Genomic DNA, 18,567 nt, shown 5'->3' with positions numbered 1-18,567 from the left:
TTTGTTGACCGGTTCATTTGCCCAGTTCTCCAATGCTGACATTGAACGTCGGGTGAGTCCCCAGCCCGCCGAACTTGCCGGTCGGGCCGGAACCGATGACATCGCCCAGCCGGACCTGGATGAGAGGGTTACCCGGATCGTTGGGGTTGCCGCCCCAGGGGTTGCGCAGGGTCAGCTGCGCGTCGCTGCCGCTGCCGCTGATGCCTTCGACGATGTAGACGTGCGTGTTCAACAGTGGGCCACCGGTCGGTGTGGTCGAGATCGTCACCGGTTGATGGCTTGCCAGCGCCCCCGAGATCGACTGATCAATGTGCTGATTAGTCAGCCACACGTCGCGGGGGTCGATGCTCACCCCGCGGTTACCGGTCAACGCCTGCAGCGCATCTGGTGCCGAGCCGCCACGCCCGATCCCGTAATCGAGTGCGTGTCCGAGATCATCGCCAGGGCATTGCAGCTTCGCGTATGCCGACTCCATCACGCTGGGCCACAACGGCGCATTGGGCTGCCTGTTATCCAACCAACTGGCCCCGTGATGGTCGATATCGGTCTGGATGTCGTCTTGGGTGACCGTAATGTGTTGCCAGGGATGACCGTTCCATAGCGTCACATCAAAAGAGTTGTTGTCCTCGTCGAAATGGATCCGGTCTTTGATCCACTGAGGGTTGGCCTCCGCGATCGCCCCGATCGTGGCGTCGAAGTAGCAGTCACCAACAGAGTCTTGCTTGATGTCAGCTGCTGCGGGTGGGTGAGGGAACAGATCCTTATCGGTCCAGCGCCGATGGAACTCGATACCACCGCCGGTGTCCAGGGGAAGCGGTCCTCCGTCGGGCCCGCGCTCACCGAAGCCGGCTTCATGGACGTCGCCGGCGTGTCCGTCGGGCGGAGGGGCGCTGGGATCGAAGTCAAGGCCGTCCAGCTTCGTGGCCCCGCCGCCGTCAGCGCTGGTGTAGGTGGCGGCATGCTCGGTCAGCCGCTGCGCGTATGCGTCGAAGTCGTCGACCTTCGCCTGCAGCGGGCCCTCTGCTTTCGCGAGTCCCGCGGCGATACCGACCGCGGTGGGGTAACCCATCGGTCCGTGGGTGTCGGCGATGCGCTGGACCTCCTGGGCTGCCTGCGGGGAAATCTGCGCTGCACGCGTGGCCAGCTCGGAATAGGCGTCTGCGAACCGCAACAGGTCAGCCGGGTTGACATCGAGTGCCCCCACCGGCCCTTCCTCCTACCTGTTGTTCGACTGCATGATTGTCGCCGACGACAGCGACACCCGGCCCTGAACGCCTACGCCGGCCGGCGCCCACGGGACCCCCGCCATGCCAGTACCACCATGGTACCGGCACTGGTACCATGGTGGTACTTGAAGGCTAGGAGGGTGAGATGCCGGCACTGAATATCGACTTCACCGAGGAAGAACTCACCCTCGTTCGCTCTGCGGCCAGCGATTCGGGCGCATCCATGCGCGCCTTCGCCAAGCAAGCCATCCTCGACAAAGCCAGCGACCGCGAAGGCCGCATCCGTGCACTGGCCCAGCAAATCGCCGAACGCTCAGCCGAGTTGAACCAGCGCCTCGCGTGACCGACTACCCCACGACCGACGAGGTCCTCATCGCAGCAGAGTACGCATGCGGCTTCCGCCCCATCGTCAGAGATGCAGGGCTACTTGAGTCGAGCCTAATGCGGCCCGCCGCAACGGTATTCGGACACGACGCTTACCCAGGCATCTGGGATAAGGCCGCCGCGCTGCTGCACTCGTTGGTCACGACCCAAGCACTTGCCGACGGCAACAAACGCACAGGCTGGGCAGCGTGCTGGCTGCTGCTCGGCCTCAACGGACATCGGATCTCGCCGACCCTCGACGTCGATGCCGCCGAAACCTTCGTCATGGCGATCGCCGCCAACGAACTGACCTGGGAACAAATCGCGGCCCGACTTCCCGATTTCGCCGAATGAGCTCACTCGTCGACGTCTCCCCCGCCGTCGACGTTAGGCGTCGTAGGGCAGAAGCGTGAACGCTTGGCAGTGGCGAGGTTTCACGGCCCGAAAGTCTCTCTGATCCACCGTCGCAACCTGCGTGATCTCGAGGCGTTCAGCGGCCGCGACAACCGATGCATCCACCGTACCGAGCGGGAAACCTCCGCCACCACCCCTTGGCTAGGCGACGGCGGCGGCGGGACTAAGCGGGGCGCCGGCTAACCGCGTCGCATACAACAAGTCCGCGCACCCCTCCACGGTTTCGTAATGACGCAAGGATTCAATGACTTCGGCAGCACGCACCGTCGCCAAAGACAACGCCGGCTCCGATCCGCCATGGCCCTGGCCACCTATGGCCTGCTCGTATTCGATCAGCGCAAGAAACCGCTCTTGGCGAACCTGCGCCCATAGCTCCTCCCCGATGGGCTTGCGTTCCTCAAATAGCCGCATAACCTTCTCGCTCGCAGCCCCGTGTAGGTGACCAGAAAGGGCAGCCATATGCATGTGCCGGGCCGCGATCTGCAACCGTTGCTGCTCATCAAAAGCGTTGGCCTGCCGCCACTCCCACGGCATAGCTACTTCGCAGCGGTGCACCGTATGCCCACCGAGGTTGGTGGTCGGCGAGACCTTACGAGGGTCAACCTCCACGGCCCGCGCATTGACTTGAGAGGTCCAGTCGGTCATCTGCTCCTTCGGCAGCGATGAGGCGATAGCCAACACGCGTGCACCCGGGGCAGCCATCTCACGGGCCTGGGCGTGACGCACCACCACATCAAGGGGATTCATTCCTCCGGCGGCCGCGCTCGCCTCCCACAGCTCGCGCCCTACAACGGGATCAGTGACCGCTAGCCGAACGTCCTGCGGCACCCGCACTCCCAGCGGAATGCTCGAGGGTCCCTCGCTGGTCGCCAACCACGCCGTCACTCCCCCGGTGCGTTCGTAAATCAGCGAGACCGCATAGTGAGTTTGGATATAGCCCTGGGCCAGGGTCTGGGCCAGCATCGCCCCGATCACGTCATGACCGGCGTCCATGGCCTGCTGGAACAACAGCTCACCGCTGGCACCGTCCGCGCCGATCGCCTGAATACGGGCATGCTGCTGCGGCATCGCCAAGGGCGCCACCTGCGCACCATTCGGTGTGCCCGCCGCCACCGGCGTCGGCCCACTACCCCCCGGCGGACCGCCCGCCGGCGTCGACGGCGTAACAGGGCCGGCCGGTCCACTGCTACTCACTGGAGTCACCGGTGTCGCACCCGCGGCGGCCGAGGGCATCATCGCCATCGGAGCACCACCAACGCCCGGCGCGGCAGCCGCAGGAGTAGTCACCGCGGACGAACCGACCGTGGTAGCAGCCGGCGCCGCTGCGGCGGCAACGTTTTGTGCGACCTGATGACCCACATTGGCCGCCGCGCCAAGGCTATTCGCGACACCGCTGACCGCTCCAGTCGCCATCCGCGCCGACGTCTCAGCGATACCGGACCCCAGACCCGCCAACCCCGACCCACGACCGGCACCCGCCCCAGCGCCGGCGCCAGCGCCGGTCCCGACACCAGTGCCCGCGCCGGTAGCGTTGGGGAACTGCCCAGCCTGTGTCCCAGCAGGATTCATCCCACCGGGGTTACCCATACCGTTCCCGGCACCAGCCGAGCCCGGCGACATCATCGATCCCATCGACGCGGGCGACCCTCCTCCCCCGCTGCCCGACGAGATCGGCTTCATCATCTGCCCGATCACCGAGCTCGGATTGCTACCACCCGATCCCATCTGCGGAGCGGCCGGTGCCTGCTTCGGGTTAGTCCCGTTCTGGTCAGTTCCATCCGGCTTATGAAAGGCGGTCTGCTGCACCTGATTCTGCTGCTGCGACTGCGGACCGCCACCCTGCTGATCGGGTCGCAAGGTGTTCGGATCGGCCTCGTTTTTGTTGTACTTGTTGAGGTCGACGGGTTTGACGCCAGCACCACCTCCTTGGGGGCTGGGTGTTGCGGGCGCGGCAGGCGCCGGAGCTGCTCCGGGGGCACCGCCGGACTCGGGAAGTGTCGGGTTGCCGTACGGCACTGCCCATTTGCCGACATCGGTGGCCAATGTCGCGATCTTCCCTGCGCCCTCGGCATCGCGCGCCTGGGCCAGACCCGCGGCGCCGGCAACGATTGAGGCGATGTCGGACTTGAGCTGAGCGTCGATCGCTGCAGCAGCACCTGGGACGGCCGCGGCTGCCTGTTTGGCCTTCTCGGCGGCCTCGCGTGCGGCTTTGATGTCTTCTTCGGCCTTATTGACGATTTCGACCAAATCGGCCTTCGTGGCATGGATCTCGCCGGAAGCCCACAGCGCTCTCTTGGCGAGATAACGGTAGCCCTCGATGCGATTCTCCAGCGTTGTCTGACGCCCGTCGACGAGTCTGCGGGCCGCATCGATGAAGGCGCCCTCCATAGGCGCCACGATGCTGCGGATGTCATGCTGCGTATGGAGCTGAGGGAACAAGTTATTCGCCGCGGACGTGAAGCTCGCCGAATAGGCCGACCACGCGGAGGCCGTCTGCAACGGCCAGGACGTCCCTAGGATCGCCTGCGAATGCTCAGTATTGGGCTTTGGGGGATCGCCAGCACCAGAAGCCACCGCTAGAAATTCCTTCCAGTTAAGGTGCTAGCCGCTCGCACAAGGTGCCGACCGCGTTAGCGGTCGCGTTGCCGAGTGTTCCGGCATTGCCGACAGTGGCGTCGTTTGTGCTGATGACAACACTAAACAGGCGGAGCTCTTTCACGGCTGTGTCCGCAGCTGCGGCGAGGATTGGAGTGGTCCCAGGGGCGATGGCAGAAGCCATCGCATCCCCGGCCTGTCGATAGAAGCTAGCCGCTTGCTGGGCCGCCGCATTCCAGTCCGGGTTGGTCTTCACGATTGGATCACCAATCCGCACACCACCAGGAAGCGTCCGAAGCGCAGCTTTGCCCGAGTCGATGAAGTGACCTGCCGGAATCCACCCCTGCTCGCAGGTCTGGCGGTCCGCTTGCGCAGTAGGCAGAGGCGCCGGGGACGCCGGCGCCGGCGGTTGAACCGTCTTCGTCACAGGCGCGTGCGTCGGCGCGGCGGCTGGCGTGGTGTCGCGGACCTGCATGGTGATCACCGCGGCGATGATCGCGGCCACAACCGCGCCCGCTGCGACGGCGGTAGCGAGTGCCGGCCAGCTCCGCCGGGATCCACCAGGAGGCGGTGGCGGCGGCCCGGGTGGGGGCGGCCACTTCCCTGGATCCGGCGGCGGAGGCAGCGGCGGCGGGAACGCGACGTCAACGGTGTGGTGCTGAGTCATCGTCCGCACGACCAATCGAGAGCGTCACGGCCGGCGGTGAACATGTCCACGACGGTGCCTGAGGTTGGGTCGAAAGTCTTGTAGGCCACCGCGAGGGTCCGCAAGGCGCTGACGGTGCTGTCAGCGAACCCAGCCAGCACCGGGCTGGTACCGGGCGCAATCTGGCCTGCCAGGGTTTCGGCGGCCTGGCCGTAAAGCTGGCTGGCGCGGTCTACTGCGGCCTTCCAGGAGGGGTTGGCCTGTACGGCGGGGTCGGTGAACGGCATGTTCTGCGGGATGACGTTGAGGCCCGAGGCCGCGGTGGTGACCAGGTCGTCGGCGATCGCCCAGCCTTGGCAGGTCTTCTTGTCCGCCTCAGCGGCCGGCAGCGGGGCTGCTGGCCGCTGAGGCGCGGCGGTCACGATGACCGTCGGTACCGCGGCTGGCGTGCTGTTGTTGGCCGGGCCGGGAGTTGCGGCGATGGTGACCAGGGTGGTGATGACGCCGGCGGTGACTGCGCCGGCGCCTGCGGCTGCGGCGATCGCCGGCCAGCGGCGCCGCCGCTGCAGCGGCGGGGGCGGCGGCCACGCGGGTTGGGCCGGTGGGGCGATCGACATGAGGGAAACTCCTGGCTAGATGGTTCGTGGCAGGTTGGATCCGCCGCCTGGTTTCACGACCGGCGTCGGGAACTGGACCTTGTTGTAGTCCTGCGCGGCGTGCTGATCCTGTTGGGCCAGAACCGGCGGCGACTGGGTCAGTGCGGCTTGCTGCTTGGTGGCCCAGAGCGAGTCCGTGGTGTCCACGTTCGTGCGTACAGCTTCGGTTTTCGCGATCACGCCAACCAGTGCTGCGTCGAGTTTCGATTCGGCGGCAGGCGGTGGCGGGGCGAACGTCGGCGCGGCGCTACCGGTCAGCGTCTGCGTTGCTTTAGCGCCCGCTGACGCCAACTCTTGGGTGTCGATCTGCAGCTTGGATTTGCTCCCCATAGGTGCATTGTCCCAGCATCTGCCGACAATGGAAACCGCTTTGAACGCTGAGCTGCGCAGGGCCGAGGTCATGGCCACATCCCGAGTTCGGGGAGAAGCTTGTCCGCGGCGTCGATGATCCGCTCGGCGTCGACGAGCGCCTGGTCGGTATCTGCGGCAGGCAGATCCAGATCAGCTGTGCTGCGCGGATATTCGAGCTGGTTACGGATTCGGCGCATGCGGTTGAACGCCCGAAACGATGCGCCGAACTGTGCTTCTGCGGCGTCGGCGACGGCGATGTGGCCCCCTGCAGTCGTCGGGCGCAGGCCTTGCTGCGACAGGAGCGCGGTGAGCGCCTGGCGGGTGGCGTCGTAGGCGAGCTCGAAAGCCCCGATGTGGTCAGCGGAGCGGGCGGCGCGTGCGCCGGCCAGCCGCTGTCGTGCCTGTTGAAGCAGGTATGCGCCGTTGGCGGCGTCACCGCTGACCTGCTCGAGGTGGCGGCGCTCAACCAGCGCGGCGATCTGCGCTTGGCCCGTCTTCCAGCCGCTCATACCGCGTCCTGCGAGGGAAAGACTTGGACGTAGGGGCGCTGCTGGATCTCGGTGAGCAGAGCCCACTGGCCGGGTTTGGCCCATTGGGCCGGTGTGGCCTGCTCGGGATTGACCGGGATCTGGAGGCGCTCTTGGGCGCGGTCGGCCGCATCAAACAAATCGCTGCGCGTGGGCTCGCCGATCGCCAGGACGTCGATGTCGTTGGCCGGCGGGCCGGGCTGCCCGGTGTAGCGGGCGGCCCAGGACCCGAAGACCAGCACCTGCTCCACTGCGGGGATGGCGCCGAATTCCTCGGCAATGACCGTGTGGGGACCGAAGGTCAGCAGCGCGAGCTGAGTCAGCGGCGTGAAGGCGGGATGGCCGGGATTGGCGCTGATCAGCCGGTTGCGGCCCTGCCGGCGGTCGCGCAACACGTGGGCGGTGACGAGGCGTTCGACCTCTTGCTGGGCGGTCTGCTTCGAGACGCCGAGCGTGCGCGCAAGGTCGGTGACCGTGTACTCCCGACCGGGGTCAAGTAGCAGCTGGGCCAGGAGTTGACCCTGGTGCTGGGACCGGAAGACGGGAAGTAACGCCGGAGCCGCAGTACGCATAAACCGATCATATGTCAGGATAAACCAGACGGTCAATATAATACGGTCATATAGCCTAGATAAAGCCGACCTAACCCCTAGGGCGCCGCGCGATCCCCCGAGGGGGCGTATTGAGTGCGCGGTAAGTCTCTCTGCGTCTCGTTGAGTCTCGTTCATAGGTAGGCTGATCCACGTGCGTGTAATTGCTCTGAAGTCCCTCCTCGAGGAACGCCACTTGCACGCGTACTCGGAGTTTGTCGCCGAATACAACCGAACGGCAAAGGAATTGGGAGTCTCCCGCCAAGCAGCACCCCCCACGAAGGCGCAGTACTACCGCTGGCTCGGAGGCGAAATCCAGAACCTGCCACGCGGCTACCATTGCGCTGTGCTGGAGCGGATGTTCCCGGGTTGGTCCGCCAAAGAACTGTTTGGACACCCCGATACCCCGCATCGGGGCGATCTGCTGACCGGTGTCCGGCCCGGCATTGAACCGACCGACCTCGCCGGCCTATGGGTGACCAGCTACGTGGTCGATGGATTGCATCACGCCGATCTGTCACAGGTCGACGTGACCAAGGGCGGCGTCACAGCGACCAACTACCCACCGAGCCCCCGCCTCGAAGAGCGCGAACGCGGGTATGCCAACGACATCGAAGCCGAAGTCTTCGGCCGTCACATCATCGGCAAGTGGCGCAACGTCAACGACCGCTACTTCTACGGCTCAATTCATCTGGCCGTCTTGCCCGGCGAAACGTCAATGGACGGCTTCTACACCGCAGTCCTGACCGACACGGAGGTCGCTTCGGAGCGATGGCGATGGGCGCGAGTGGAGTCTGGATCCGCCGCAGGTGTGGATCTGACCACCGTGAAGCTGGCAGAACCCAAAAAGATTTTCGAAATGCTCAGAGACCGAACCCGTTTCGACGGGCCAATCCCGCTCGCCCAGGTAACGGAGCACTCTTGAACGCACCCACACGGCACGAGCACGTGCGCCAACTCGTCGACACCTATCTGCGCGCGTGGACGACGCAAAACCCAGACCTGATCGTCACGATCTTTACGCCCGAGGCGACGTATCACGAGCGCGTCCTCGACGAGCCGATGCGCACCACCGCAGAGATTCGACGGTACTGGGAAACCAAAGTTGCGCGCGAGCAGGCCAACATCGACGCACGGCTCATCAGCCTGTACGTCGACGGATCCACCGCGATCGCTGAATGGGAAGCCCGTTTCGACGACCTCGTCAAAGGCCACCGCAAACTGATGCGTGAGGTAGCCATCCTCGAGCTCGACGGAGATCGCATCGCTAGCTTGCGGGAATACTGGGCGTCCAAATCCGTCGACTGACCGCCTACTGGGGATCTGTTCGCTTGTCTAGCCGTTCTCGGCCTGGGCCGCCGCAAGACTGAGCCTATTTCCGCGCTGCAGTAGGCGGTTCGCCGCGTCCATCAGTTCATCGAACACTGCGCCTCGGTCGAGCTGGTCGAGTGCTTTGCGGACCAGGGTGTCTCCAGCCAGTAGTAACTCGTCGGCGACCACCCGTGCTTCAAGGGGGCTGAGTTGCACATCTAGCCCGTTTCCGTTGGGCGGCAGCGCATGTGGAGCAGGCTCCTTTGCCGGTGCGTCTGTCAATCGGGCCAGCATTCGGCGGATATCAACGCTCTGGAATTGAGCCTCCAAATCACGGTCGTCGAGGGCTTCCACATCCGCGACCGGGAGCTGCCGCGCTTGGGCGATCAAAATCACGGCGGTATCCCGGTCAAGTGACACAGTGAGCATTCAGTCCCCCTCTATTTGCCAACCCCAGCGCTCAAGGCACTGCTATCCGTAGCGCTGCACTGATCTCCCGCATCGTCGGTAGCGAAAGGCCGCCGAGCGGCGCGGTGAGTTCGGCGTGGCAGAGCTGCACGATGTCGTCGACAAGCACAAAGCCGTCGAGCGGATCGGCGGCGCTCAGCGGCACGACTGTCGGCAAGTGCCCGTTCTTGGTCGTTGTGGCGATCCGCGCCGCCAAAACGGTGTCGAGGTTCCTGTTGCGGGAGTCATTGCTAACAACTACCCAGGGCTTAGGGCCGTGTCCGAGATCCACGCGGTATACGTTGCTCCGCATCCCACGAATCAACGGTCGGCCTTACTCCTACGAGCGCGTCGGTCGCGCGCAGGTCGCCGCTCGGCGGCGCGTTGGATGTTGAACTCGGCCGCCAGCTCGGCGTATCCGGCATCGAGCACGCCCTCCCCGACCGCGTCCGCGCCGGCTTGGAGCAATGCGCGAAGCGCGCCGGCTTCTGATTTGATGTCGCCTTCGCCACGTTGGCCGGCCCACTGGCGTAGTGCCTCGAACTCGGCCGTGCCCTCGTTCAGATACGGGGCGAGAGCTGCTTCATCAGCATCTTTAAGGATCAGGCTGACCCGCTTGCTCATGCTGCAGAACTTACACCGTTCATGGGTGCATTAACCGGCCGCAGAGTTACACCGACAGCCACCCTTCGGTACTCGTCGGTGGCTCGGTCAGACGGCGGCATCTATGGCAGAGCGGCTGAGCTCGACGAGGATGGGGAAGCCAGGGTCGCTCGGCTGCAGCAATGATCTGAGGTAGCTGAGGCGGTGGCGTCCATCGACGAACCACATTGCCCGTCCGTCCCAAAAAATGCGCGGCGGGTCGAGGATCCACCATGCGATTACAGGGCCGTGGGCGGCTTGTAGGTCGTCGAGCGACGGAATGCCGCAGCGGTATTCGGTAAACGCCTCGGCATAGGTGCCGGTGATATCTCTGTTGAGAGCGTGGCTGGCGTGTGCACCGTTGACGGCCCTCGTGGCGATCTCGACGATGTCGCCATGTCGATCGAAATGGGGCCTGAGGTGAGTGTGAATGAGATCCTGGTAGGCCGGTGTCCAGAAAGACCGCTCGTTGGCGACCGGATCGTCCCAGCGGTGGCCCAGGAGTCGCCTCATACCGAATTCGAGCTCTGGGTACTCCGCCTTGCCCAATCCTTCCGGGTAGGGCAGGTCGCCCACCGCAATGGTGGTGAAACGATACGTTGTGACGTCGTTGCTCATGCAAGTGACGATATCGCTGGCCAGCGACATTTGTGGCCGAGTACTGCCGGACGGCAAAGGAATTGGAAATAAGGCCGCTCTCTCGACCAAGGCCGAGTTGTCGTTAATCGAAAGCTTGGCACCACCCACAGTGCTGAACTGCAGGCGCCACACTTCGTGACGGCTTTACTCCCCGTGCGCTGGCGCGTGCGTCGGGGTGCGGCCGGACAGCGCGGCGAGACGGTCGATCGCTGGTGCGTTGTTGCTGATCGGTTTGGGTGCGGCGAATTGGCCGCCGCGTTGCAGGGCCGCGCGGCGGCTGTCGGCGAATGTGAGCACCGCGTCGACCAGGTGGTCATCAATCTGTAGGCAGCCGCCGGTTGAGGTCGCGATGTCCCAGCCGTGGATGACCAGATCGGCTACGCGGAGCGCAAGCCGAATGCGCAGCGATGTGGGCAGCTGTCCATCGGGTTGCGTCGCACAGTCGAGCGCGCGGCGCAATTGCTCGGTGGAGCAGCGGTATTGGGCAAGGAGTTCGTCGGACGGTGATCCGGTGTGGGTGGTCGACGCAATGCCATCCTCGGGCCGGAGCTGCGCGGTGAATGAATGGTTGACGTCGATGAGGTGTTCGGTTACATCGGCGACTGTCCACTGGGTGCACGGGGTGGGTGCGCTCCACTGGTCGTCGGTTGCGTGAGCTAGGACGTTGTCGACGGCCGAGGCGGCTTGCATGAAGTGCGTGGGCTCTGCGAAAGGCATCTGCGCTTCCATTCTTAGTGGGTTGTGGGGCAACGTGTTTGGTGGGATCGTGCCCCGCCTGCCGTTCGGCGCGGAGCCCTATCGGACTTGTTGGGTGGTCGGCGCGTTGTTGGTGAGGCGTAGGTAGTCGCGGCCGCCGATGTAGATGGTGTCGTCGGCTGATTCCGGGTTGAGCGCGGCCGCGGCGATGGCTGCGGCGAATTCGTCGAGGGTGGGCAGCGGGCCGTGGGCGCGCCGGGCTTCGACAGCGTCTGGGTCACGCCGTTGAAGCAGTCGGACGATGATCGTTCCGTCGATCATGTCGCCGGAGACGACGGTCAGCGACACGTGTCGGGCGGCCAGCTCGGGGCGCATGGCGCGGAGGGCGTCTTCGCCGGCGCGTTTGCTTTCCGCGATCGGGATGTAGTCGGCGGGCACCGGTTTGAGGCCGTGGAAGTGGGCTTGGTGGCTGGTGACGAACACGACGCGGCCGCCGGCGGGCATGAGCGGTAAGGCGCGGTTGAGCAGATGCACTGGGGCGTCGCGGTTGATGCGCATCGGATAGTCGGCGGAGGCGCTGCGCTCCAGGCCGCCGGAGGCGTTGAGGATCAGCGCATCGAGGCGGCCGAATTCGTTTCGTACAGCGTGGATTACGTCGCCGCACGCGGCCGGGTCGCAGATGTCGAGGCGGACCGCCGATGCGGATCCTCCCGCTGCGGCGATGCTGTCGACAATCTGGTGGGCGCGTCTGGATTTTTCGCGGTAGGTGAGGAAGACGTGAGTGTTCGGGGACGCGAGGTGGCGTGCTGTCGCTGCCCCGACGCCCCGGGATCCTCCGGTGATGAAGATGACCTGCCGGCCCGTAGGCGACCGACGACTGTCCATGGTTCCTGCCTGCCCTGGCGTTTGATGCCGCGTTTCTCTGCCGGGGGTCCCGGCATACGCGAAAGCCTATCCCAATATTAAGAAAAGTAAGAGAACGATGTGGTTGCGATAAGAGCAGGTTGGTGCGAAGCCGACCGGGATCCGATTACAACGAGTTCGGGTCGAAGGTGGTGTCCGCGTCGTCGTCCTGGTCGTCATCGTCGTCCTGCGCGGCTGCCTGCTCGGCTTCCCTCTCGTCGATCGCCCGAATCTGCGCGCCGAGCGGCCATACCTCCTCCTGCTAATTTCCCTGCGCCGCTCAGCAATCGCCTGTTAACGTCTGCACCGTTCTGGGCGTTCGTGCATATCATCCGCGGTTGTTCGGATCACGCGCAGGGGGGGAACCGATGACCGACCACACTCCATCGCGGCGAGGGCGCACCTGGCTCACGGGTGGAGTAACGACGACCATCGCCGCCGCAGCCGCCGTCTTTGCCGCCAGCGGCGTCGCACACGCCGACGAAAACAGTTACCTGTCGATGCTCGACGCTGCGAGCAACGGCCGTACGCACAATGCCGACGATCACAAAACGGCCCTCAATATCGGCTATACGATCTGCGACGCCCTGGCTGGTGGCGTATCCGAACCCCAGGCGGCCCAGATCGTCGTCCAAACCAACCCCGAAGTCCCGTTGGACCAAGCACGAATGCTCGTGCGGGCGGCGCACAGCCAACTGTGCCCCGGCGCCTGATTCGGCGCCTGCTGCGCCTGCCGCCTCTGCCCTTGTACCGATCGCCGCCGAGCGCCAAAAGAGGAGCTTGAATCAAAAATGCCGGAGGACCAATTGGCTGCGGCGATTGCGGACTATGAGAGCAACTGGAAACCGGTCGACAGCGAACTTTACGAACTCTGCAGCCGCCGACGAGCGGGCCATGATGACTTCGATGATGCGTATACGAAGGTCGTCATCGTTGGGCGGGTATATGCGGCTGGCATATCCCGCTCGTGGGGCGGCGACCCCGGCAAAGACCCCGAGTCCGAGGTCGCCCGAGCGCTGATAGACGATCCGCGCCTAATCGACGATGGTTTGCGGCGCCTCGAAGGTCGTCCCTTCGACCATCACGCGGCCGGGCAGATCGTTCGATTGCACAGTGATGTCACTAGAGCCATCAGCCACACATCCGTGAAGTACCTGACTTCGTTCGTCTCAAAGTACCTGCACTTCCACTGCCCCATCGTGCCAATTTTCGACGCCAGAGCGGATGCCGCGATGGGGAAGCTAATTAACCGGAGGGGCAGGCCGGTTCGGGACAACCTGACGGAACTGCCTGACGGCGTACTGGTTTACCGTAGCTTCGTTGCCGCCTTCATCGCGCTCGCCGAGCAGTATGCGCAGAGGAACCCTAAACCGACAGTCAAACAACTCGATCATTTGCTGTGGCGGCTGATGGAGTTGCAATCTGGCGGTTAGATCGACGATCCGGCAGGTCCGCCTTCTTCGTCGCGCCCACGCTGCCGTCCGGCCTGTCCCTCAGAGCGTAGACGGGTCCCAAGATTCTTCGGTCGGATCGACATAGGGCATATGCTCTTCGTCTACACCGTGCGCGGCCGCCCACGTCTCACGCGCATCAATCCACCGATACCCTTCGTGCAGCGACGCCGGCATACCGGCGGCGGCACACCACCATTCGTAGTCGACCAGCTCGGCAGGCGGATCAACGGCTACAGCCTCGGTACCGGCGTCGTCGCCGCGGCGGCGCATCACGACCCCCTCATCACGTAAACACCACGCACACCCACTCGGCGCTGCGGCCGGCGACCCGCCGGCTGATCGTCGTCGCCGGCCGGCAAGCGCAGCGCCGCCGTCAACCTCGCCAACGCGATCTTCTGCTGACGTGCCTCTACGATCGCCGGGTGAGCCTTCAACCCGCGCTCACCCTCCACGAGCGGCCCATCTTGGGAGATGGCGGCTGCCAGGGCGTCCAACAGGTCGACGGTGCGGACCATCTCCTTGAGCCCCATCAACGAATCACCCAGCTACGCAACGACAATCAACAACTGCGCGAAGCTCTGGCTCGCGCCCACGGCCAACTCCGTGCGGCGAGCACGCGATGATCGACTCGGCGTTCGAAACCGTCACCACAAGAGGAACCGCAGTCAGGCAGACGCCAGCCGTTGGCGCAGTAGGGGTAGTCCGGACCCGTCTAGGTTGTGCAGCAGTGCGGAACGGCCGCTGACGGCCATCATCAAGGCGGCCGCGGGGCCGCGGACTTCGGCCCCCTTACCCCAGGACCGCCCAATGTCGATGCCGCGCAACGAGATGCCCCACAGCCGGCCAAGGGGCACGAATCCAAACGGCCATGGCCCGGTCAGGAAATCCAGCGCAACCGCCACCTGTTCGGGATCAGGCTCGAACGGGAGGCCGAGGGGAATTCTGATGTCGCCGCCGTGGATCAAGATATCGGCGAAGGGGGCCACCGGCCCGACCACCGGCGGACTTAACGGGTAATTGGCGCGTTGACGCAAGGTGGTAACGATTTCGCCGGCCGGCATTTGCGCGCGACACCGTGCGAGCTCATCTATCGCCCGCGCCAGGCTGCCGCGGCGCAGAGCTCTCCTCATGGCCACAAGGAAACCGTCGGTGACAGAGCTAGCGAGATGGGCCGCCACGGTCTTGATATCCCAGCCAGCGCACAGGCTGGGCGTCGCCAACTGTGTGTCGTCCAAGCCGTCGACCAGTGTTGCGATCTCGCGCCGCTCGTTCGCGATAGCGACGAACAGACGCTCGCGAGCCATTCGCACAAGAAAGACTTTAGGCCGAACACCCAAGTTGGTTCCATCGACGGCCTCGTTCGCTTGCCCCTATTGACACAAAGCGCCAGCGCAGATGAACATCTGTCATAGACACACGTCCAGAACGCAAAACCCGAGTTCAAACCACTTATTTCAAGAGCAAGATCGAGATAAGTGCCGCCATCGTCGACCGGCTCACCTTCGGTGGCAACCTCGTCGAAACCGGCACCGACAGCTACCGACTCGCCCACACCAAAGCCAGAACCGCAGCCACTGGTTAAGTTGAGTCGATGAAGCTGACCTTCTACGCCTTGCTGTGGTCCCATCCGGGTATGGACGAGGCCCTCGTCGCCTATGAAGATGCCGTATTGGCGCTGGTCAACGAACACGACGGGCAAGTCCTAACGCGGGCACGTAGTGACGGCGCCGACGGGAGACCGCTGGAGATCCAGTTGTTCGAATGGGCATCGCAGACTGCGATGGACGGCTTCATGAGCGATCCCTGTCGGACGGCGCTGGCGGCCGATCGTGATCGCGCGATCGCCCGGACCGAAATCGTCCCGGTGCAATTCACCTGACGTTCGCCGGCTCAGGCACCCGCGGTTCGGTATTGCACGAGGCAGAACTCGTTGTCTTCCGGATCCTTGAGCACGACGGCCGTGCCTTCGGGGTATTCGTGACGCTCTCCAGTCTCCGAGCCGCCGAGTTCTATGACACGGCGAATCGCGCGGTTCAAGTCGTCGACGGTGAGATCCATGTGGATGCGCACTTTGCCGCGCTTGGGCTCGGTGACCGGCTGAAAGTTGATCCGCGGCTGATGCTCATGCTGTGACACCAGCTGCATCCACCCGGGCAGACCAGGCTCTGCCGCGCGATCGAGCAAGGCACCCAGAACGCGGCGAGCCGGACGGGGTCGAAGCAGTCGACCGTGAGGCCACTCCAATGAGTTCGCATTCCGCGGTTCGACCACGCCCCACGTGGGATTGGCCGCGTTACCCCGGCGTTGACGCCGCCAAGACACCGTGCAGAGCGCTGCGGTCCTTGGCTCGCATAGCTCGCACGACCGGCGGGAGCTCGGCGGAACCGGTGGGGATTACGCGGGGGTCGGTGAGTCGATAGCGGCGTCCTTGGTGTACGACATCCGCCGATCCTGCAGCCTGAACATTGCGCACCCAGTCCGACGTGGTCCCGTAGTTCAACACGATCGAAATCGCGTCCCCCTCAACGAATGCCATGACCGGCGTGCGGTAGAGGTTTCCTGAACTGCGGCCGGTGTGTTCGATGACCGCCATATGCGGCATGCGGGGCGCCACCAGCTTCGGTACAACATTGATCACCTTCATGATCCGGGCGACGATCCTCATCCCATCGGCGCCAATAAGTGATGCCAGCCGCGCTGCGAACGCGGCGATGCCATCAGCGAATTTGTTCGGCACAGGGTCAGCATGCCACGCGGCGCAACTTTCCGGGTTGGGACGATCTGACTGACGCTGAAATTCACGATCACGTTGGTCGACGATCAGCCCCGGTGACGCTGGAATTCACGATCAAACGCCGCTCCAATTCGCGATCAGAGCCATGCTGGCGTGGATCATCTGAATTTCTCTGTCTCGTACCTAAAACGGACAAGTTGTCGCTCGCCGTTGGTCATCATCTCAACGCGTAACGACAGCAGCGGATAAATCGGTTGCTATGCGTGCGGTCGGCTGGCGATCCACTTGAGGCAGGGGCGACGCGGCCTTGGCTCAAATCGGGCAGGCGCGTGACAGCGTGTCCATTTCGACACCGAACTCGTGGCTGATCTGCGCCGCCGCTTTTGCCGATCGCGGCAGCTTCGGGCTGAGCGGGTCTTGTCGGCTGATTTCGTCATTCATCTTGTTGCTGGTTTGCATGAACTCTTGCGCGAGTGCTGCAGCTCGTTGCGCGTGGGCCGACAGGCCGTCGGCGGTGACGTTGTTGGCGCGCTGCTGTAAGCCCTCCAACCACGCTTGGTAATCGGCGGCGCTGGGAAGTGAGTCCGGCTCGTAGGAGCCGGGGGCGGCGAACCGTGTTTTGGCTTTCAGCGAGGCCTGCGTCTCGCGGTTGAAAATGACGAATTGCCGTACAGGCCAACATGGTTGAGTTCGCTCGTGGATTCGCCAGGCCGCCACACCACCCGCGGCAGCCGTCGCCACGCACAAGGCTGCTAGCAGCAGGCGGACGCTGCGGCATGAATTGCGCATGGTTATGGCCCGGGTTGCACGCCTGGGCAAAGGTTGATCAGCGCCGCGTTGTACACAAAGCTCGCTTCGATCGGGTCAGAGATTTGAGCTTGCTGGTCGATGGTTTGGACGGTGTTGTCCTTGGGCACGTGGGCGCGCGCGTCGGCGCAGATTTGGTGGCCCAGCGAGATCATGGCGGGGTCTGGGGCGGGGATGCCGCGGCTGTGTATGAGCGACAGATATGTTGATTCGTCGGCGTGGGCGAGCGCGGTGTTGGCCAAGGCCGTTGCGGCGATTCCAGCGACGGCCAGCAGCATCGCAGCTTTCGTAGTCACTACGTGAACATAGCCGGTTTCTCTGACACGGCGGGTGTTTCGGGATTTGAGGGGCGAGCTCTTCGTGAGCGGTTGTGCGCCGCACGACTCAGCGCGCGGCGAGGGCCTGGCCCGTTGCTCTTGCCGAGGATTACTGCCCTCGGGGCACATAAACCGGTGGCTCGGTTTTGAGGTCAATTTTGGCGTCCACTTTGAATGTGGAGGTGACCGGAACGTTCTGGCCGTGCGTTGTGGCCTGGGCGTTGTAGTTGAGTGTTCCGGTCAAGTGCACCCTCATCAGCTTCGGGTCAAGTTCGTAATTCATGTCTTGGGTGCTCTTGAGGGAGATGAGGTTCTGATACGCGTTGGGGTCGACGGTGTTGATGTATTGGGGGCACCCGCCGGGCGGGCAGCAGCCTTCCGCCGGTGGTGCGCCGTTGAAGCAGAAGTGAAGTCGGCGATCCAGGGCGTCGAGGGATGCTTTTCGGCCGGCGTCGTTGAGCGCGATGGTCGGGGTGATTGTCGGGGAGCTGATGCTGTGGCCCAGCGCCTCGAGCAGCAGTGGTGTGGGCGGGGCGGTGATGTCGATGTAGCGGTTCGACGAGGCGACTTGAGGGGTTCCGGGGAATATCGAGATCGTGTTGAGGCCGTTGACGTCGACGCCGGACACGGTGAGGGCTTTCATCGCGGCGTCAGCATCTGGCGGTGCGTTGATGGTCACTGCGATGGTGGTGGTGTCGAGTTTCCACTGGCCGTTTTGGCGGTGGGCGGTGATGGCCGTTTGTGAGGGGGTTGGCCCGAATTTGGCTGACAGGGTGAGTCGCTGGTTATCCGGGGACTCTGTGGGGTCTTGGCCGGCGGTGTTGGTCACCACGATGTCGGTGATCGGCGTGGCGGACAGTTGGGCGCCCAGGGCCTTATCGGTGAGCAGCTGCGGCGTCGCGGGTGGTTGGGCGCTGAGCGCTAACACGGTGTGGGCGTCGCCGGTGGCCAAGGCCTCCAAGTAATGCTGACCGCTCAGGCGCGCTGCCTCGCGGTCTTGAGCGGCGCGCTGGGCGGCGTCGGGGCCGCTGAATTGGTGTGCGGCGAAGATGCCGGCTGCGGTCAGTACAGCTACTGCGATGACGGCGGCGGCCGCGATGAAGGCTCGCTTGCGCGCGCGTGGGGGCTTGCTGGCCGCCCACGGGGGCGGCCCGGGTGGGAAGTGGCCCGGCGGTAGTGCGGAGTGCGGAGGGTGCGGTGCTCGCCGAACGCGGCGGAACCGGACTGTCGCCCGCCGAGGTGGTCGCTG

General features: G+C 64.4%; 27 protein-coding genes and 2 pseudogenes. 8 read left to right on the top strand and 21 right to left on the bottom strand.

Going from position 1 to position 18,567, the window contains the following annotated elements; genetic code table 11:
* Positions 1-13 precede the first annotated feature (13 nt).
* Positions 14-1,204, bottom strand: coding sequence for a C2 family cysteine protease (locus A9W96_RS27675; protein ID WP_067144451.1), 1,191 nt, complete (start codon positions 1,202-1,204; stop codon positions 14-16).
* A 167-nt stretch (positions 1,205-1,371) separates the two neighbouring features.
* Here A9W96_RS27675 and A9W96_RS27670 point away from each other — a divergent pair, with 167 nt between their 5' ends.
* Together A9W96_RS27670 and A9W96_RS27665 are read left to right on the top strand one after the other, a co-directional pair.
* Complete coding sequence (locus tag A9W96_RS27670; protein WP_067144450.1) at positions 1,372-1,569, top strand: hypothetical protein; 198 nt, start codon at positions 1,372-1,374, stop codon at positions 1,567-1,569.
* Positions 1,566-1,943, top strand: a complete 378-nt coding sequence (locus A9W96_RS27665) for a type II toxin-antitoxin system death-on-curing family toxin (RefSeq protein ID WP_067144449.1) — start codon at positions 1,566-1,568, stop codon at positions 1,941-1,943. Before A9W96_RS27670 ends, A9W96_RS27665 begins: the two co-directional genes overlap by 4 nt.
* Positions 1,944-2,144: 201 nt before the next feature.
* Here A9W96_RS27665 and A9W96_RS27660 read toward each other — a convergent pair whose 3' ends face one another.
* The 6 genes from A9W96_RS27660 to A9W96_RS27635 form a co-directional block, all read right to left on the bottom strand.
* On the bottom strand, positions 2,145-4,502 hold the full coding sequence (locus tag A9W96_RS27660) for a hypothetical protein (protein WP_156765450.1): 2,358 nt from the start codon (positions 4,500-4,502) through the stop codon (positions 2,145-2,147).
* Positions 4,503-4,596: 94 nt separating this feature from the next.
* Entirely contained in the window at positions 4,597-5,103 is a 507-nt protein-coding gene (locus A9W96_RS27655; RefSeq protein WP_082972668.1) for a hypothetical protein, read from the bottom strand.
* A gap of 158 nt (positions 5,104-5,261) precedes the next feature.
* Positions 5,262-5,861, bottom strand: coding sequence for a hypothetical protein (locus A9W96_RS27650; RefSeq protein ID WP_067144447.1), 600 nt, complete (start codon positions 5,859-5,861; stop codon positions 5,262-5,264).
* A gap of 15 nt (positions 5,862-5,876) precedes the next feature.
* The gene (locus A9W96_RS27645; protein ID WP_156765449.1) at positions 5,877-6,302 is read right to left on the bottom strand and encodes a hypothetical protein; all 426 of its coding nucleotides are present in this window, start codon (positions 6,300-6,302) and stop codon (positions 5,877-5,879) included.
* Complete coding sequence (locus tag A9W96_RS27640) at positions 6,299-6,760, bottom strand: hypothetical protein (RefSeq protein ID WP_067144445.1); 462 nt, start codon at positions 6,758-6,760, stop codon at positions 6,299-6,301. The genes A9W96_RS27645 and A9W96_RS27640 overlap by 4 nt, the downstream gene beginning before the upstream one ends.
* On the bottom strand, positions 6,757-7,350 hold the full coding sequence (locus tag A9W96_RS27635; protein ID WP_067144444.1) for a winged helix-turn-helix domain-containing protein: 594 nt from the start codon (positions 7,348-7,350) through the stop codon (positions 6,757-6,759). Before A9W96_RS27635 ends, A9W96_RS27640 begins: the two co-directional genes overlap by 4 nt.
* Before the next feature lie 172 nt (positions 7,351-7,522).
* Between A9W96_RS27635 and A9W96_RS32965 the strand changes: the two genes are divergently transcribed.
* Positions 7,523-8,293: a hypothetical protein gene (locus A9W96_RS32965; protein WP_231999936.1), complete on the top strand. Its 771-nt coding sequence runs from the start codon at positions 7,523-7,525 to the stop codon at positions 8,291-8,293.
* On the top strand, positions 8,290-8,676 hold the full coding sequence (locus tag A9W96_RS27625; protein WP_231999935.1) for a nuclear transport factor 2 family protein: 387 nt from the start codon (positions 8,290-8,292) through the stop codon (positions 8,674-8,676). The genes A9W96_RS32965 and A9W96_RS27625 overlap by 4 nt, the downstream gene beginning before the upstream one ends.
* A 27-nt stretch (positions 8,677-8,703) precedes the next feature.
* Here A9W96_RS27625 and A9W96_RS27620 read toward each other — a convergent pair whose 3' ends face one another.
* The 6 genes from A9W96_RS27620 to A9W96_RS27595 all read right to left on the bottom strand — a co-directional run bounded on the left by A9W96_RS27620 (position 8,704) and on the right by A9W96_RS27595 (position 11,988).
* Positions 8,704-9,108: a hypothetical protein gene (locus tag A9W96_RS27620; protein WP_067144441.1), complete on the bottom strand. Its 405-nt coding sequence runs from the start codon at positions 9,106-9,108 to the stop codon at positions 8,704-8,706.
* Positions 9,109-9,139: 31 nt separating this feature from the next.
* Positions 9,140-9,418: a type II toxin-antitoxin system PemK/MazF family toxin gene (locus A9W96_RS27615; protein ID WP_231999934.1), complete on the bottom strand. Its 279-nt coding sequence runs from the start codon at positions 9,416-9,418 to the stop codon at positions 9,140-9,142.
* 29 nt (positions 9,419-9,447) lie between these two features.
* Positions 9,448-9,750, bottom strand: a complete 303-nt coding sequence (locus A9W96_RS27610; protein WP_067144439.1) for a hypothetical protein — start codon at positions 9,748-9,750, stop codon at positions 9,448-9,450.
* An 87-nt stretch (positions 9,751-9,837) separates the two neighbouring features.
* Positions 9,838-10,386: a hypothetical protein gene (locus tag A9W96_RS27605; RefSeq protein ID WP_156765448.1), complete on the bottom strand. Its 549-nt coding sequence runs from the start codon at positions 10,384-10,386 to the stop codon at positions 9,838-9,840.
* Positions 10,387-10,551: 165 nt separating this feature from the next.
* On the bottom strand, positions 10,552-11,124 hold the full coding sequence (locus A9W96_RS27600) for a TIGR03086 family metal-binding protein (protein ID WP_197499683.1): 573 nt from the start codon (positions 11,122-11,124) through the stop codon (positions 10,552-10,554).
* Positions 11,125-11,202: 78 nt separating this feature from the next.
* Positions 11,203-11,988, bottom strand: coding sequence for an SDR family oxidoreductase (locus A9W96_RS27595; protein ID WP_067144436.1), 786 nt, complete (start codon positions 11,986-11,988; stop codon positions 11,203-11,205).
* 386 nt (positions 11,989-12,374) lie between these two features.
* On the opposite strand from A9W96_RS27595, the gene A9W96_RS27590 reads away from it, so the two are divergent.
* Positions 12,375-12,719, top strand: coding sequence for a DUF732 domain-containing protein (locus A9W96_RS27590; protein WP_067144435.1), 345 nt, complete (start codon positions 12,375-12,377; stop codon positions 12,717-12,719).
* Between the two features lie 78 nt (positions 12,720-12,797).
* Positions 12,798-13,439 (top strand): hypothetical protein, encoded by a 642-nt coding sequence (locus tag A9W96_RS27585; RefSeq protein WP_067144434.1) that lies wholly within the window; start codon positions 12,798-12,800, stop codon positions 13,437-13,439.
* Positions 13,440-13,499: 60 nt separating this feature from the next.
* On the opposite strand, the gene A9W96_RS31890 is transcribed toward A9W96_RS27585, so the two are convergent.
* From A9W96_RS31890 to A9W96_RS27570, 3 genes are all read right to left on the bottom strand, one after another.
* Entirely contained in the window at positions 13,500-13,733 is a 234-nt protein-coding gene (locus tag A9W96_RS31890; RefSeq protein WP_156765447.1) for a hypothetical protein, read from the bottom strand.
* On the bottom strand, positions 13,730-13,990 hold the full coding sequence (locus A9W96_RS27575; RefSeq protein ID WP_067144432.1) for a hypothetical protein: 261 nt from the start codon (positions 13,988-13,990) through the stop codon (positions 13,730-13,732). The genes A9W96_RS31890 and A9W96_RS27575 overlap by 4 nt, the downstream gene beginning before the upstream one ends.
* Positions 13,991-14,125: 135 nt before the next feature.
* On the bottom strand, positions 14,126-14,764 hold the full coding sequence (locus A9W96_RS27570; protein ID WP_067144431.1) for a maleylpyruvate isomerase family mycothiol-dependent enzyme: 639 nt from the start codon (positions 14,762-14,764) through the stop codon (positions 14,126-14,128).
* A 167-nt stretch (positions 14,765-14,931) separates the two neighbouring features.
* Here A9W96_RS27570 and A9W96_RS31885 point away from each other — a divergent pair.
* Positions 14,932-15,042, top strand: a pseudogene (locus A9W96_RS31885) (AAA family ATPase); the annotation flags it as partial.
* A 9-nt stretch (positions 15,043-15,051) separates the two neighbouring features.
* A complete protein-coding gene (locus A9W96_RS27565) occupies positions 15,052-15,339 on the top strand; it encodes a hypothetical protein (RefSeq protein WP_067144430.1) in 288 nt (95 codons plus the stop codon).
* Between the two features lie 11 nt (positions 15,340-15,350).
* On the opposite strand, the gene A9W96_RS27560 is transcribed toward A9W96_RS27565, so the two are convergent.
* From A9W96_RS27560 to A9W96_RS32390, 5 genes and pseudogenes are all read right to left on the bottom strand, one after another.
* Entirely contained in the window at positions 15,351-15,605 is a 255-nt protein-coding gene (locus A9W96_RS27560) for a VOC family protein (RefSeq protein WP_231999933.1), read from the bottom strand.
* Positions 15,606-15,753: 148 nt separating this feature from the next.
* Positions 15,754-16,197, bottom strand: a complete 444-nt coding sequence (locus tag A9W96_RS27555; protein ID WP_156765446.1) for a nitroreductase family deazaflavin-dependent oxidoreductase — start codon at positions 16,195-16,197, stop codon at positions 15,754-15,756.
* Positions 16,198-16,506: 309 nt separating this feature from the next.
* Positions 16,507-16,935 carry a hypothetical protein gene (locus A9W96_RS27550; RefSeq protein WP_231999932.1) on the bottom strand — a complete coding sequence of 143 codons (429 nt, stop codon included), beginning with the start codon at positions 16,933-16,935 and terminating at the stop codon, positions 16,507-16,509.
* 50 nt (positions 16,936-16,985) lie between these two features.
* Positions 16,986-17,297, bottom strand: a complete 312-nt coding sequence (locus A9W96_RS31030) for a DUF732 domain-containing protein (protein ID WP_197499682.1) — start codon at positions 17,295-17,297, stop codon at positions 16,986-16,988.
* Between the two features lie 130 nt (positions 17,298-17,427).
* Positions 17,428-18,567 (bottom strand): annotated as a pseudogene (locus A9W96_RS32390) (hypothetical protein); the annotation flags it as partial.

Source organism: Mycobacterium sp. 1245852.3 (assembly GCF_001669335.1).
GTDB lineage: Bacteria > Actinomycetota > Actinomycetes > Mycobacteriales > Mycobacteriaceae > Mycobacterium > Mycobacterium europaeum_A.
The sequence above is the reverse complement of the archived record's forward strand: the minus strand, read 5'-3'. Positions and strand labels throughout refer to the sequence as shown.